Genomic DNA, 13454 nt, shown 5'->3' on the forward strand with positions numbered 1-13454 from the left:
TGACAAATATAAACTTCGATATATGTTTTCCTACAAATTAAACGTACGTATTAACCTACTTAACAGATCGTTATGTCACAATTAATAATTTATTCTATTAAATAGCAAAAATGAAATTAGAAAAAGGTAAGTCTTTGTTCTTGCGCTATGTGAGATATTTATATGGTATTTCACACACAGGTATTGGCTGCATTTTGTGTTGGTTACGAGTATTAAAATCTATAAAAATCTTAAACACTTTTTTTTCTCTTCCTACAAAATCATCCACTTTTTTTCCTTTGGAAACCTGTTCCATTGCCCATTCTAATTCATCATAACTAGCCCCTATCTGGTCTTCATCTGTAATTTCATTTCCATATAAACCATCGCTAGGAGCTGCCTTCATAATACTTTCAGGTACACTAACATGTTCACCTATTTTATATACTTGTGATTTGAGTAAGTCTGCAACTGGGCTCACATCTACGCCGCCGTCTCCATACTTGGTATAAAAACCTACTCCAAAATCTTCCACTTTGTTCCCAGTTCCTGCTACTAGTAAACCGTTGATCCCGCCGTGGTAATACAATGTAGTCATGCGTAGTCTCGCTCGAGTATTCCCTAGAGTCAGCGCTACTTGAGGTGTCATTTCCTCAGTAGGCATACTTTCTACAAAAGTGTCAAATATGGGCGTGAGGTCACTGCGCACATCCTTGACATTCTCAAACCGTTTACTCAGTTGCTTGATGTGTTCCTGGGCTCGGGTAACATGATCCTTATGCTGGTGTATGGGCATTTCTACACATAAGACCTCCAGTCCCGTCATAGCGCAAAGAGTTGAGGTAACGGCGCTGTCTATTCCACCACTTACACCTACTACGTAGCCTTTAACGCCTGCTCGCGTTGCATAGTCTTTTAACCAGTTAACGATGTGATCAGTTACTTTTTGAGTTTGCATAATTGTATTTTTGCAATGAATAAAGGAGTACCAATGATAAAAATAAAATATGTGTTGTCGAGTTATAGACCTGTGAATTATTGGCTACGTGTATTTTGTGTTCTCGCTTTCGCGATCCCGATAGCTATCGGGACGTTATCCTCATGCAACTCCTCAGAAAGTATAGAAAAGGAGATCGCAAAGATTCCCATTGATGCTGAGATGTATCTGTTTCACCAAGAATTTGCCCAGTCTGAGGTTGCAGATCTAGAGAAGTTGAGACAGCAATATCCACTGCTTGTATCAGATCGAGTGCCTGATAGTGTTTATGTTGCAAAAATGATGGGCAGGGATACCATCCAGAATATTCTGGAAGATGAGGTGAAGAAAGCTCAATTTGACTACGATAAAATTGAGAAAGATGTAAAAGACGTCATGCGTCATGTTTCTTATTACTTCCCTGATTTCAAAGAAACAGATATTATCACATTTATTTCTGAAGTGGAGTACGATTATCAAGTCGTGCCTCGCAAAGATGGTCTGTATATAGCGATAGATACCTATCTGGGAGCTGATAGCGAATTATATTTAGGAATAAGCAAATACATACGCAACCAGCTCAAAATTGAAAAACTTCCTGCTGATGTGGCTCTGGCGTACGCTAAACTCTTCGTTCCAAAAAACATGGAGCGCAGCTTGCTGGAAAACATGATCTATCACGGCAAGCTTCATTACTTGCAAAAGCTATTTGTTCCAGGACAAGATGAGGAACTGCTCTTTGGTTACACTAAAGAGAAATATGATTTCACTGTTGATAATGAACAACAGATGTGGCGGTATTTGATCGATGAAGAGTTGCTTTATGATACAGATAGTAGACTGTTGACACGTTTCATTTTACCGGCACCATTTTCAAAATTCTATCTGGAGGTAGATCAAAAAACACCGGGTGGCGTGGGACGCTATCTAGGTTACCGTATAGTTGAAGCTTATATGGAAAACAATACAGTGAGCATAGACGCGATGCTGGCAACTCCTGCAGAAGAGTTGTTTAAAAATTCAAAATACAAACCCGAGTAATGTCAAAAAATAAAAGATCAACTATCAAGATAGGTATAGAACTGGATGAAAACAAGGTTCCGGAACACATACGCTGGAGCGCACCAGACGGCGGCGTAGACGCAGCAGATGCAAAAGCCATGATGGTGAGCATGTGGGACTCGGTTGAGAAGGAGAGTTTCCGTATAGACTTATGGACCAAGGATATGCCGGTAGACGAGATGCGCGTATTCTTTCATCAGACCTTAGTTAGCATGGCTGATACTTATTACCGAGCGACAAGCGACGATAAGATGCGTGATACTATGATGGATTTTTGTGATTATTTTGCCGAAAAACTGGAACTGAAAAAAGGTTGATCACCAGTTTCTGAGATGAATCAAAAAGAACAATTGGTCGAACTTGCCTTTTACAAAATGCCATTCGGTAAGTTCAAGAATGTCTATTTGAGTGACCTACCTGAAGCCTATTTGGTTTGGTTCAAGAGAAAAGGTTTTCCCGCAGGTAAACTAGGCCGATTGCTAGAATCGGTTTATGAAATGAAAGTCAATGGGCTGGAAGGTGTTTTGAGGGAGGTGAGACGCCTGAATCCATGAGACTATAGCCAGTTGATCTACGAGCCGACTGAGTGTTCTATTAATTTCAATATATTTATAATATGAAAGCTGATTTAAATTCTGAAAAAGTATCCCTTATTCAATGGCTTGCTGCTGTTAATGATCAGGACATCATAGATCGCCTGATCGCCATTAGGGAACAGGATTCTAGTGTTGATGTGAAAGGAATTTCTTCGACAGAACGTAAATCTATCGAAAAAGGTATCGCTCAAGCTCAAAATGGACGTTTGAATCCTAATTCTAAGGCTAAAGAAATCTATGGAAAATGGCTATAAGATTCTTTGGACTGATCATGCATTGGAAGAGCTTGCTGAAACTTATGATTATTTAGAAAGTAATTTTTCGAGTAAGGAGTTGAGAAAGCTATCTAGAGAAATAGCCTCTACTTTGGATATTACTTCAATGGATCCAGAAATTCATCCTACTGCTGATGGATTCGAAAATATCAGGCGAGTAGTCATTCTTACATACAACACTTTATACTATCAAATTGAGGGTGAATCGATTATCATTTTATCTTTTTTCTCAAACAGACAAAACCCTGATAAAAGAAGCTTTTAAGCTACAAAGACTTATTTATCTCATTGATATAAGCTAGAACTTCATCGCGACCTGTGCTTTTTGTGGCACTAGTGACAAAATAAGGCGGAAACTCTTCCCATACTCCATCCAATAAGACTTGCCGGTATTGCTCGACATTTTTTTCGATTTGGGAGTCTTTGAGCTTGTCTGCTTTTGTGAAAATAATGGAGAAAGGAATTCCATTCTCACCCAGCCACTCCATAAACTCAGTATCGATTTTTTGTGGCTCGTGGCGTATATCTACCAGAACAAAACCGGTGACCAGCTGCCTTCTTTGTAAGAAATAATTAGTGATGAACTTCTGAAATTTTGCTTTGCTGGATTTTGAAACTTTTGCGTAACCGTAACCTGGTAAGTCAACGAGATGCCATTCCTTATTGATTAAAAAATGGTTGATCAATTGGGTCTTTCCAGGTTTTCCAGAGGTTTTGGCGAGGCTTTTTCTTCCCGTCAGCATGTTAATCAACGAAGACTTACCCACATTAGACCTTCCTATAAATGCGTATTCTGGGATGTTGGAATTAGGGCATTTTTTCACGTCTTGATTAGACATTACAAAAGAAGCCTGATTGATTTTCATAAAAGGAGAATTTTAAAATTTGGGGTGTTCATTCGTTAACTATCTTGCAAAAGATAAACATTTCAAAATTAGCTTTCTAGTTTTACCGGTATGATGAATTAGATACTATTTCTTCCATAGCTTTTTATTTCAATTCCGCTCCATAAGGCAGTCAATGAAACTAAAAGGAGTGAGAACAGGGAGGACAATGTCATTTCTTCATTATAAATCAATTGATAACCTAAACTCAGAAATAACAAGACGGTCAAAACAATCGAGATATAAAGACCAATTTTTCTCTCTCCAAAAGACTTAATTTTTTTTATGTGGGGATGATCTGTAGCTCTTTTTTCAAAATCGTCAACAAATTTGGATAAAGGGAGACTGTCGCAGAAATTATCGTTGCAAGTAAGTGGTAAAGTTTTGCCACTCTTCAATTTAAGTTTTAAACTAACTCCACTAAACCTATGAGTTTTGTAAGAGGTAAAATCATCGTAATAGAAAGCCTTATTGTCTATCTCAATTTTGTTCTTACCCAGAAATAAAACTTTGTTCTGAGTTGTCAAACTTTTACAGAGATAGTATATAGCAATAGAGAGCACAATTGATATAAATGTTCCCCATATCGATAATTCTAAAAGTTGAAAGAGAAAGTTAGAAGACAAAAAGAATAATGATACAGAAATGAATAGTAGAAAAATCTTCCAAGATTCAGTAACAGCTACATCATATATTTTGCCAGTCATTAATTTTTCCTACTGCCTACTGCCTACTGCCTACTGCCTACTGCCTATCGCTAAAATCCGCGCTTTTTGAACCAGCCGTGAAGAATCTCGTTGAATTCGTCAGGGTGCTCCATCATCGCTGCGTGGCCGCATTTGTCGATCCAAAACAAATCACTATCCGGCAACTTCTCGTGAAAAGTGGTTGCAACTTCCGGCGGTGTTACCGTATCGTTTTTACCCCAAATGATGCAGGTAGGCGTCGTCATTTTCGGTAGGTCCTTAGCCATGTTATGTCTTATGGCGCTTTTTGCAATGGCGAGTGTTTTAATGAGTTTGTTACGATCGTTGGCGACTTTAAAAACCTCGTCTACAACTTCCTTAGTAGCAATTTCAGGATCGTAAAAAACCTCTTGGCTCTTCTTTTTGATGTACTCGTAGTCACCTTTTCTGGGATAACTCTCACCCATGGAATTCTCATAGAGTCCAGAACTACCTGTGATCACTAGAGCTTTGATCTTTTCAGGGAAGAGTTTTGTAGTGACCAGCCCTATGTGACCTCCCAGGGAATTCCCCAGCAAAATCACCTCATCCCAGCCTTTATACTCGATAAAAGCATTGATATGCTTGGCAAATGTTCCCACACTGGTCTTGATCAACGACATGGTGTATAAGGGAAGTGACGGAACCACAACTTCATATCCCAGTGGTGGGAAATAATCAATCACGCCGCTGAAATTGCTCAGCCCTCCCATAAGCCCGTGTAGCACTACAATAGGAGTTCCCTCACCGCTGCTGTAGTATTCAAACTTTCCTTCCTTGATCGTTTCGTATGCCATAAATAATGGGTATCAACGCAAATATAGGCGATTTGGTTATAGAATATTTCCCACAATGGCAAACTTAAACTATGCAGCACATTATAAATCAAATGAACCACTCTTACTACCTCTAGACTTTTTAGAAATTTTGGGTTACAAAGATATCGTTGGATATTCCGCTTTCGCGAAAGCGTAACAAATCAAACTAGCAAATTTATAAGTTAAGATGAAATCGGTTCACCTCAATTATAAGACACTAATTCACCCACCTCATATCAAGTACCATTTTAGCGCATACTGAAAACTGCGCACTGGGATTGCAAACTGCCTACTTCCTCAATTGTTCATAACTCCCATAGTTATTCAGAAATGGATGCATTTATCAACAAAGTGGGAAATTGTGGTAAAATGTGGAAGCAAATTTCTATTTTTGACTAACTAGTTGAAAAAGCGCGTTTAAACCTTGGTCAATTTCATTGGGACATACGAGTGTAAGGCTGATGCAAAAGGTCGTTTTATGATGCCGTCTGGTATCAAGAAACAGCTCACGCCTATCATTCAAAATGGCTTTGTTCTGAAAAGAGCAGTATTCCAGCCATGTCTTGAGTTGTACCCCATGGCTGAGTGGAACAAACTCATGGAAAAACTCAATGGCCTCAACCGGTTCAATCGTAAGCACAACGATTTTATCAGAAGGTTCACGGCAGGAGTAAAACCAGTAGAAGTAGATTCAAGTGGCAGGTTGTTGATCCCTAAGGATTTGATACAGTTTGCAGGAATAAGCAAGGAAGTGACCGTGAGCAGCGCGGTAAACATCATAGAAATTTGGGATAAAACAAAGTACGAGAAAGCCATCGATGACGCGGCAAACGACTTTGCAGATCTCGCAGAAGAAGTAATGGGCGATGACACAAGTGAACTCTTATCATGATCCTGTTTTGCTACAGGAATCTGTGGATGGTCTCGCCATTGATCCGGCAGGGACTTATGTTGATGTGACCTTTGGTGGCGGCGGTCATTCCAGGGAAATATTGTCCAGATTGGGTCCAGAAGGGAGGTTGTTTGCCTTTGATCAAGATCAAGATGCTTTGAATAATGCCATCGACGACGAGCGGTTCATCTTAATCCACGAGAATTTTGGTTATATGAAGCGTTTCTTACGCTTTTATGGTGTTCAAAAAGTAGATGGGATTTTGGCAGATCTGGGTGTGAGTTCACACCAGTTCAACGAGGCAGATCGTGGTTTTTCCACCCGTTTTGACGGCAGGCTGGATATGCGCATGAATCAAGAGCAGGATCTGGACGCTTCAAAAGTTTTGAATACCTATTCTGAAGAAGAGCTCAATCGGATTTTTAAGGAATTTGGTGAGTTGCGCATCGCACCTAAACTCGCACGCATTATCGTGCAAGAAAGGCAAGATGCGTCCATTGAAACCATTGCTCAGCTCAAAGAGCTTTGTGATCCTCTAGTTCCGGCGCGTATCGAGCACAAGTTTTTGGCTCAGGTGTTTCAAGCGATCCGTATTGAGGTGAATAATGAAATGAAGGTATTGCATGATTTTTTGATTCAGGCAGGACAGTTGCTGCCTAAAGGGGGGCGTTTGAGCGTGATCAGTTATCACAGCCTTGAAGATAGACCTGTAAAGCGATTCATGCGCAACGGTTTGTTTGAGGGTGAGCCAGAGAAAGATGTTTTTGGAAGAGTGGAGGTGCCTTTCAAGAAAGTAGGGAAACTCATTACGCCTTCTCAAGAAGAATTGAAAAAGAATAATAGATCGCGTAGTGCTAAGCTACGTATCGCAGAAAAAATAATGGATTAGCATGGCGGCAAAGGTCTACGATTTTTTCAAGGGAAGTTTTCTGACAAATGATGATGCGCTCAAGAACTGGCGCTTCATTTTGTTTGCGGCCGCACTCGCCATGGTGATGATTTATACCGGCCACTCTTTTGAGAAAAAAGTGCACCGCATGGCGCAACTTACAGATCAAGTGAGTGAATTGCGCAGCGAGTATCTGGATGGTCAGGACCAGCTCATGTTTATACAAATGGAGTCCAGAGTCGCAGAAAATCTCAAAAATTCAGGAGTGGGACCTGCAGAACACCCACCGCTCAAGATTGTGGTGCGTTCTAAAATGAAAGATAAATAATGGCAACCAGCGATAAAAACATATTGACCCGCATGTATGTGATGGCCGCAATCTTTATCGTGGTCTGTCTGCTCATCGTAGGCCAGATTATGCACATTCAATTTGTGGATGGCGATAAATACCGCGCTCAAGCTGACTTGCGTATTTTCAAAAACGACACCATACCCGCAAATCGAGGCAACCTTTATGATGCCAATGGTCAGCTGCTGGCCACTTCGATCAATAAGTTTGACATCCGTTTTGATGCGGTGGCTCCCAGTGACAATGACTTTAATGAGTTGATAGGGCCTTTATGTGACTCGCTTTCGCGAAAGCTGAACAAATCAAAATCCTATTATTTAAGCAGACTCAGAAAAGCTAGATCCAATCGCAATCGCTACGTGTTGCTGGCTAAAAATATTAAATACAGCGATTATAAGCAGATCAAATCCTTTCCATTGCTGTCAAAAGGACCTTATCGCGGCGGACTCATTGTAGAGCAACGAGTGGTAAGAGAACATCCTTTAGGGAAAATGGCAGAACGCATCGTGGGTTATGACCGCCCGGGTAGCGCGCCAGTGGGTCTGGAAGGAGCATTCAGCCCATTTTTGCGTGGGAGCAACGGAGTACGCCTCAAGCAGAAAATCTCAAAGAGTCAATGGAAACCCATTAATAGTGCTAATGAAGTCGAACCTGTTGATGGATATGATGTTTACACTACGATTGACGTGAATATGCAAGATGTGGCACACCACGCCCTTTTGCAACAACTGGAATATTTTGAAGCCGATCATGGAACTGCCGTAGTCATGGAAGTAGAGACTGGTGAGATCAAGGCTTTGTCCAATCTGGGGCGAGGTAAAAGTGGTAAATACTTTGAGAAACGCAATTACGCAATCTGGGAATCTCACGAGCCAGGGTCCACATTTAAACTAATGAGTGTGATCGCCGCACTTGAAGACAAAGTTGTGGATACGAGTACCGTATTTGACACTAAGAATGGGAAAATTAGTTATTACGGGCGTAATGTGCGCGACTCTAAGTACGGTGGCTATGGGAAGATCAGTGTTGCCAAAGCCTTTGAGCTCTCTTCAAATACAGCGCTAGTTCAAATGGTTCATGACAATTATAAGAACCGGGAAGAGGATTACGTGGACCGACTTTACAGTATGAATCTCAACGATAGATTGGGATTACCGGTAGTGGGAGAAGGAAGTCCTATGATTCCGCATCCTGATGATCCTAACTGGAGTGGACTTTCTTTGCCATGGATGGGATTTGGTTATGGGGTGCAAATGACGCCTTTGCAAACCTTGACCTTTTATAATGCTGTTGCAAATAATGGGGTTATGGTGAAGCCGCGACTCATCCGTGAGGTACGGTCTAAGGACAAAATCATAGAAAAGTACGATCGCGAAATAATTAATCCGGCGATTTGTACGCAGAGTACGATCGACAAGGTTAAAGTAATGATGGAGAACGTGGTGCGCAGAGGAACAGCGGACAACCTTTACACAGAAAATTTTTCCATGGCAGGTAAAACTGGTACTTGTCAGGCAGAATACTGGATCAAACCAGGAAACTACATCGCGTCATTTGCCGGCTATTTCCCAGCTGACAAGCCTAAGTACAGTTGCATCGTAGTTATTCATAAGCCAAATGTGGAAAAAGGCTATTACGGTAACATCGTTGCTGGTCCGGTATTCAAAAAAATCGCTCAAAAAATCTATGCTGATAACCCACGCATGGATAAGGTGGAGCTTTCCGAAAGTCAGCTGGCCAGCGTAGAGCAATCTCAATCAGAATACTATAAGAAAGTACAATCCAGCTCTACTCAAATTCCCAATTTAAAAGGAATGGAAGCGATGGATGCCATTGCCATCATCGAGAATTTAGGAGCAAGTGTTAAGGTAGTAGGAACAGGTAAAGTGGTGAATCAAAGTTTAAAGCCGGGTTCAAAAGTTTCCAGTCAAGATCAAATAATCATCAACCTTTTATGAAAAACCTGCAAGAGCTTCTTTACAAAGTCCCGCTAGAAACTGTTGTGGGATCAACGCAAGTTGAGGTGGAAAACATTCACTTTGATTCAAGGCAAGTGGGTGATGGTGATGTGTTTATTGCGCTGAAAGGGACAGCTTCAGACGGTCATGATTTTATAGAAAAAGCAATTGATCAAGGTGCGCTAGCTATTGTTCTTGAAAATTTACCAAAAGAAACTCACGAGAACATCACTTATATCAAGGTAGAAAGTTCCCATAAAGCATTGGCGAGGATGGCTGCCAATTATTTTGAGAACCCTTCGCGAGAATTAAAGTTAGTCGGCGTAACTGGGACAAACGGTAAAACCACTACGACAAGTTTGTTATACAGCTTATTCAAAGATTGTGGTTTTAAGACAGGATTGATCTCCACGGTTCATGTACTTGTAGATGAAAAAACGATCCCAACCAAGCATACGACTCCAGATCCAATAACAATCAATTCTTACCTGCGTGAGATGGTGGACGCTGGTGTTGATTACTGTTTTATGGAGGTGAGCAGTCACGGAATTGCTCAAGAACGAGTGGGCGCATTGCATTTTGCAGGTGGCGTTTTTACTAACCTTTCCCACGATCATCTTGATTACCACAAAACCTTCGCTGAATACCGTGATGTGAAGAAGCGGTTTTTTGATGAATTACCCGCGTCATCATTTGCTTTGACTAACGTGGACGATAAAAACGGCAACTACATGTTGCAGAATACCAAGGCAAAAAAACTGGGTTACGCCTTAAAAACCATCACCGATTATCAGGCAAAGATTATAGAAAATCAATTCGGTGGTTTATTGCTGAAAATCAATGAACAAGAAGTGTGGACTAAGATGATCGGTAGGTTCAATGCTTATAACATGCTGGCCATCTACGGAGCTGCCATTGAATTAGGGCTCGAAAAAGAAGAGGTGCTCGTCGCCATTTCAAAACTCAAAGGTGTTTCCGGTAGGTTCCAATATTTCACAACAGCAAAGGAAAAAATCACTACCATAGTTGACTATGCTCATACTCCAGATGCCCTTGAAAATGTGCTGGAGACTATAAACGCCATACGCACTAAAAATGAAACGCTGATTACCGTTGTAGGCTGTGGAGGTGATCGTGACAAGACTAAGCGTCCTAAAATGGCTCAGATCGCAGCTTCATTAAGTGATAAAGTTATTTTAACCAGCGACAATCCGCGTACTGAGGATCCTCAAGAGATTCTCGATGATATGGAGAAAGGTGTCGAGCCGCAGGATTTTAAAAAAGTGCTCAATGTGCTTAACAGAAAGCAGGCGATCAAAACCGCAGCTCAAATGGCTCGTGAAAATGACATCATTCTCATAGCTGGTAAGGGCCACGAGACCTATCAAGAAATAAACGGTGTACGACACGATTTTGATGACAGAAACATTGCCATGGAACTCTTAAACCTCTTAGATAAATAACAATGCTGTATTATCTCATAGACTATTTAGAACAAGAGTTCGGCTTGCCAGGAGCGTCGCTGTTTAGTTACATCACGTTTAGGGCAGCGATTGCATTTATCATGTCTCTGGGTTTTTCTACCATTTATGGAAAGAAGATCATACGCTATTTGCAGAAACAGCAAGTAGGTGAAACGGTAAGAGATTTAGGGCTGGAAGGTCAGGCGCAAAAAGCAGGAACGCCCACTATGGGAGGTTTGATCATCATTTTTTCAACGTTGATCCCTGTTGTTCTTCTAGCGGCCATCGACAATATTTACGTAGTCATGCTGATCATTACCACGATCTGGATGGGTTTGATCGGTTTTACAGATGATTACATTAAGATTTTTAAGAAAGACAAAGGTGGCCTACACGGTAAATTTAAGGTAATCGGTCAGGTAGGTTTAGGTGCAATCGTAGGAGCTATAATGTACTTCCACCCGGGTATAACGATCAAAGAAGAAATCAGAAATCCGGAACAGCAACAAGAGGCATTGCTGCAAACTTCTCCAGTAGAATTTACCGAAGCAAAGCAGTCCACAAAAACCACTATTCCTTTCGTAAAAAACAATGAACTGGATTATTCCAGAGTTTTTGAATGGATCAGTCCTGAACTGGTAAGCTGGTCTTGGCTCATTTTTATTCCAATAGTTATCATAATCGTGACGGCGGTTTCAAACGGAGCTAACCTTACTGATGGAATCGATGGACTCGCGGCGGGCACCAGCGCTATAATCGTGATCACGCTGGCATTGTTTGCCTGGATCTCGGGTAATATCATTTTTGCAGATTACCTCAATGTCATGTACATCCCTAATTCTGGGGAAATGGTGGTGTTTATAGCTGCCTTTGCCGGTGGGCTAGTAGGTTTTTTATGGTACAACACTTATCCCGCTCAAGTTTTTATGGGAGATACGGGAAGCTTGACCATAGGCGGAATCATAGCCGTACTGGCCATCGCTACACGCAAAGAATTATTGATCCCGATCCTGTGTGGTGTTTTCTTGATGGAAAATTTATCGGTCATGATGCAGGTGAGCTGGTTCAAATACACCAAAAAGAAATTTGGAGAAGGACGTCGCATCTTTTTGATGTCACCACTTCACCACCATTATCAGAAGCGTGGTATCCACGAGAGCAAAATCGTTGTGCGCTTTTGGATCGTGGGGATTTTACTCGCCATCATCAGTATTGTAACCCTTAAAATCAGATAATGAAAGGGTTGGAAAACATACATAAAATCGTAGTTCTTGGATTGGGAAGGAGTGGCGTGGGTGCTGCCGTCTTGGCTCAGAAACATGGTTTTGATGTTTTTGTAAGCGATGGAGGGGGTGGAGGTTCCGCTTTCGCGAAAGCGTTACAAGAAAAAGATATTTCCTATGAGACCGGCGGTCATTCCATGGATAAAATCCTGCAAGCCGATCTTGTGGTGAAAAGTCCTGGAATACCTGATACGGTTGAAGTGATCAAAAAGATTCATGAGGCTGGAATTCAGATCGTTTCTGAGATTGAATTTGCTTCAAGGTTTACAGAAGAAACGCTTATTGCCATCACAGGAAGCAATGGAAAAACTACCGTCACCAGTTTTACAGGCCACATGCTTAGAGAGGCTGGACTGGAACTGACCGTAGGAGGAAACATAGGCGAGAGTTTTGCCGCTCAAGTTGCTGAAGGATCTGCGCAATATCGAGTGCTGGAAGTAAGCAGTTTTCAGCTGGATGGGATCGATACGTTCAAGCCGCATATCGCGGTATTGCTCAACATAACGCCAGATCATCTGGATCGATACGATTACAAATTTGAAAACTACATCGCGAGTAAAATGCGCATCGCGATGAATCAAGATGAGAACGATTACCTCATCTATAACGCTGACGATCCCGTGATCGTAGAAGCTATAAAAAAAAGAAAGATCAAGTCGCGCCTTGTTCCTTTTTCGCTTGAGCGAAAACTGGATTACGGATGCTACTTAGAAGATAACAACATCACAATAACATTAGATAACAACACAATTTCCATGTCAACAGATCATTTAACAATCAAAGGACGCCACAACACGGCAAATGCAATGGCTGCCTCAACCACGGCCAAGTTGCTCCAAATCAGAAAGGAAACCATAAGACAAAGCATGCAATCCTTTCAAGGGGTAGAGCATAGGCTTGAGAATGTATTGAAAATCAATAAAGTGCAATACATTAACGACTCTAAGGCCACCAACGTGAATGCCACCTATTTTGCCCTCGAAAGCATGGAGCAACCTACAGTTTGGATAGTAGGGGGAGTTGATAAGGGTAATGATTATTCTGAACTCTACAGCTTAGTTAACAGAAAGGTTAAAGCCATCGTTTGTTTGGGAACAGACAACTCGAGAATCGTAGAAGCTTTCGGGAACTGTGTGGAGCAAATGGTAGAAACCAGCAGTATGGAAGACGCCGTGCGTGTAGCCTACAAACTTTCTGAGGCTGGAGATAACGTTTTGTTGAGCCCGGCATGCGCGAGTTTTGATCTCTTTGAAAATTACGAAGACCGTGGTCGCCAATTCAAAAATGCAGTAAGAGGATTATAAA

Annotated in this window: 17 protein-coding genes; 13 read left to right on the forward strand and 4 right to left on the reverse strand. The window is 41.4% G+C overall.

Features of this window, described 5'->3' with window-relative positions; translation table 11 throughout:
• Positions 1–145: 145 nt before the first annotated feature.
• Positions 146–937 carry an NAD(+) synthase gene (nadE, locus tag BST97_RS12405; protein ID WP_085767541.1) on the reverse strand — a complete coding sequence of 264 codons (792 nt, stop codon included), beginning with the start codon at positions 935–937 and terminating at the stop codon, positions 146–148.
• A 33-nt stretch (positions 938–970) separates the two neighbouring features.
• On the opposite strand from nadE, the gene gldB reads away from it, so the two are divergent.
• The 5 genes from gldB to BST97_RS12430 all read left to right on the forward strand — a co-directional run bounded on the left by gldB (position 971) and on the right by BST97_RS12430 (position 3153).
• Entirely contained in the window at positions 971–1996 is a 1026-nt protein-coding gene (gldB, locus tag BST97_RS12410; protein WP_085768251.1) for a gliding motility lipoprotein GldB, read from the forward strand.
• Positions 1996–2334, forward strand: coding sequence for a gliding motility protein GldC (gene gldC / locus BST97_RS12415; protein WP_085767542.1), 339 nt, complete (start codon positions 1996–1998; stop codon positions 2332–2334). The genes gldB and gldC overlap by 1 nt, the downstream gene beginning before the upstream one ends.
• 15 nt (positions 2335–2349) lie before the next feature.
• Positions 2350–2571, forward strand: coding sequence for a DUF3820 family protein (locus BST97_RS12420; RefSeq protein ID WP_085767543.1), 222 nt, complete (start codon positions 2350–2352; stop codon positions 2569–2571).
• A 62-nt stretch (positions 2572–2633) separates the two neighbouring features.
• Positions 2634–2867 (forward strand): hypothetical protein, encoded by a 234-nt coding sequence (locus tag BST97_RS12425; RefSeq protein ID WP_085767544.1) that lies wholly within the window; start codon positions 2634–2636, stop codon positions 2865–2867.
• Positions 2851–3153 (forward strand): type II toxin-antitoxin system RelE/ParE family toxin, encoded by a 303-nt coding sequence (locus BST97_RS12430; RefSeq protein WP_085767545.1) that lies wholly within the window; start codon positions 2851–2853, stop codon positions 3151–3153. The genes BST97_RS12425 and BST97_RS12430 overlap by 17 nt, the downstream gene beginning before the upstream one ends.
• Before the next feature lies 1 nt (position 3154).
• Here the strand turns inward: BST97_RS12430 and yihA are convergent, their stop codons facing one another.
• From yihA to BST97_RS12445, 3 genes are all read right to left on the reverse strand, one after another.
• Positions 3155–3754: a ribosome biogenesis GTP-binding protein YihA/YsxC gene (yihA, locus tag BST97_RS12435; RefSeq protein ID WP_085767546.1), complete on the reverse strand. Its 600-nt coding sequence runs from the start codon at positions 3752–3754 to the stop codon at positions 3155–3157.
• Between the two features lie 98 nt (positions 3755–3852).
• The gene (locus BST97_RS12440) at positions 3853–4479 is read right to left on the reverse strand and encodes a hypothetical protein (RefSeq protein ID WP_157111661.1); all 627 of its coding nucleotides are present in this window, start codon (positions 4477–4479) and stop codon (positions 3853–3855) included.
• Positions 4480–4529: 50 nt separating this feature from the next.
• A complete protein-coding gene (locus BST97_RS12445; protein ID WP_085767548.1) occupies positions 4530–5294 on the reverse strand; it encodes an alpha/beta fold hydrolase in 765 nt (254 codons plus the stop codon).
• Positions 5295–5349: 55 nt separating this feature from the next.
• Between BST97_RS12445 and BST97_RS16255 the strand changes: the two genes are divergently transcribed.
• The 8 genes from BST97_RS16255 to murD all read left to right on the forward strand — a co-directional run bounded on the left by BST97_RS16255 (position 5350) and on the right by murD (position 13453).
• Entirely contained in the window at positions 5350–5472 is a 123-nt protein-coding gene (locus BST97_RS16255) for a hypothetical protein (protein ID WP_262497048.1), read from the forward strand.
• Positions 5473–5739: 267 nt separating this feature from the next.
• Positions 5740–6207 carry a division/cell wall cluster transcriptional repressor MraZ gene (gene mraZ, locus BST97_RS12450; protein ID WP_085767549.1) on the forward strand — a complete coding sequence of 156 codons (468 nt, stop codon included), beginning with the start codon at positions 5740–5742 and terminating at the stop codon, positions 6205–6207.
• Positions 6182–7096 carry a 16S rRNA (cytosine(1402)-N(4))-methyltransferase RsmH gene (gene rsmH / locus BST97_RS12455; protein ID WP_085767550.1) on the forward strand — a complete coding sequence of 305 codons (915 nt, stop codon included), beginning with the start codon at positions 6182–6184 and terminating at the stop codon, positions 7094–7096. Before mraZ ends, rsmH begins: the two co-directional genes overlap by 26 nt.
• Before the next feature lies 1 nt (position 7097).
• On the forward strand, positions 7098–7424 hold the full coding sequence (locus BST97_RS12460; protein ID WP_085767551.1) for an FtsL-like putative cell division protein: 327 nt from the start codon (positions 7098–7100) through the stop codon (positions 7422–7424).
• Positions 7424–9403 (forward strand): penicillin-binding transpeptidase domain-containing protein, encoded by a 1980-nt coding sequence (locus BST97_RS12465; protein WP_085767552.1) that lies wholly within the window; start codon positions 7424–7426, stop codon positions 9401–9403. Before BST97_RS12460 ends, BST97_RS12465 begins: the two co-directional genes overlap by 1 nt.
• Entirely contained in the window at positions 9400–10866 is a 1467-nt protein-coding gene (locus BST97_RS12470; RefSeq protein WP_085767553.1) for a UDP-N-acetylmuramoyl-L-alanyl-D-glutamate--2,6-diaminopimelate ligase, read from the forward strand. The genes BST97_RS12465 and BST97_RS12470 overlap by 4 nt, the downstream gene beginning before the upstream one ends.
• Before the next feature lie 2 nt (positions 10867–10868).
• Positions 10869–12101 (forward strand): phospho-N-acetylmuramoyl-pentapeptide-transferase, encoded by a 1233-nt coding sequence (gene mraY, locus BST97_RS12475; protein ID WP_085767554.1) that lies wholly within the window; start codon positions 10869–10871, stop codon positions 12099–12101.
• The gene (gene murD / locus BST97_RS12480) at positions 12101–13453 is read left to right on the forward strand and encodes a UDP-N-acetylmuramoyl-L-alanine--D-glutamate ligase (RefSeq protein ID WP_085767555.1); all 1353 of its coding nucleotides are present in this window, start codon (positions 12101–12103) and stop codon (positions 13451–13453) included. Before mraY ends, murD begins: the two co-directional genes overlap by 1 nt.
• Position 13454: the final 1 nt, after the last annotated feature.

This window comes from Nonlabens spongiae (assembly GCF_002117125.1).
Taxonomy (GTDB): Bacteria; Bacteroidota; Bacteroidia; order Flavobacteriales; family Flavobacteriaceae; genus Nonlabens; species Nonlabens spongiae.

What these genes read in the sequence shown, in the direction of transcription:
- gldB (WP_085768251.1), top strand. Translation starts at nt 971, where the DNA reads ATGATAAAAATAAAATATGTGTTGTCGAGTTATAGACCTGTGAATTAT.
- yihA (WP_085767546.1), bottom strand. Translation starts at nt 3,754, where the DNA reads ATGAAAATCAATCAGGCTTCTTTTGTAATGTCTAATCAAGACGTGAAA.
- gldC (WP_085767542.1), top strand. Translation starts at nt 1,996, where the DNA reads ATGTCAAAAAATAAAAGATCAACTATCAAGATAGGTATAGAACTGGAT.
- mraY (WP_085767554.1), top strand. Translation starts at nt 10,869, where the DNA reads ATGCTGTATTATCTCATAGACTATTTAGAACAAGAGTTCGGCTTGCCA.
- BST97_RS12430 (WP_085767545.1), top strand. Translation starts at nt 2,851, where the DNA reads ATGGAAAATGGCTATAAGATTCTTTGGACTGATCATGCATTGGAAGAG.
- BST97_RS12465 (WP_085767552.1), top strand. Translation starts at nt 7,424, where the DNA reads ATGGCAACCAGCGATAAAAACATATTGACCCGCATGTATGTGATGGCC.
- BST97_RS12425 (WP_085767544.1), top strand. Translation starts at nt 2,634, where the DNA reads ATGAAAGCTGATTTAAATTCTGAAAAAGTATCCCTTATTCAATGGCTT.
- BST97_RS12460 (WP_085767551.1), top strand. Translation starts at nt 7,098, where the DNA reads ATGGCGGCAAAGGTCTACGATTTTTTCAAGGGAAGTTTTCTGACAAAT.
- murD (WP_085767555.1), top strand. Translation starts at nt 12,101, where the DNA reads ATGAAAGGGTTGGAAAACATACATAAAATCGTAGTTCTTGGATTGGGA.
- BST97_RS12445 (WP_085767548.1), bottom strand. Translation starts at nt 5,294, where the DNA reads ATGGCATACGAAACGATCAAGGAAGGAAAGTTTGAATACTACAGCAGC.
- BST97_RS12440 (WP_157111661.1), bottom strand. Translation starts at nt 4,479, where the DNA reads ATGACTGGCAAAATATATGATGTAGCTGTTACTGAATCTTGGAAGATT.
- nadE (WP_085767541.1), bottom strand. Translation starts at nt 937, where the DNA reads ATGCAAACTCAAAAAGTAACTGATCACATCGTTAACTGGTTAAAAGAC.
- BST97_RS12420 (WP_085767543.1), top strand. Translation starts at nt 2,350, where the DNA reads ATGAATCAAAAAGAACAATTGGTCGAACTTGCCTTTTACAAAATGCCA.
- BST97_RS16255 (WP_262497048.1), top strand. Translation starts at nt 5,350, where the DNA reads ATGGCAAACTTAAACTATGCAGCACATTATAAATCAAATGAACCACTC.
- rsmH (WP_085767550.1), top strand. Translation starts at nt 6,182, where the DNA reads ATGACACAAGTGAACTCTTATCATGATCCTGTTTTGCTACAGGAATCT.
- BST97_RS12470 (WP_085767553.1), top strand. Translation starts at nt 9,400, where the DNA reads ATGAAAAACCTGCAAGAGCTTCTTTACAAAGTCCCGCTAGAAACTGTT.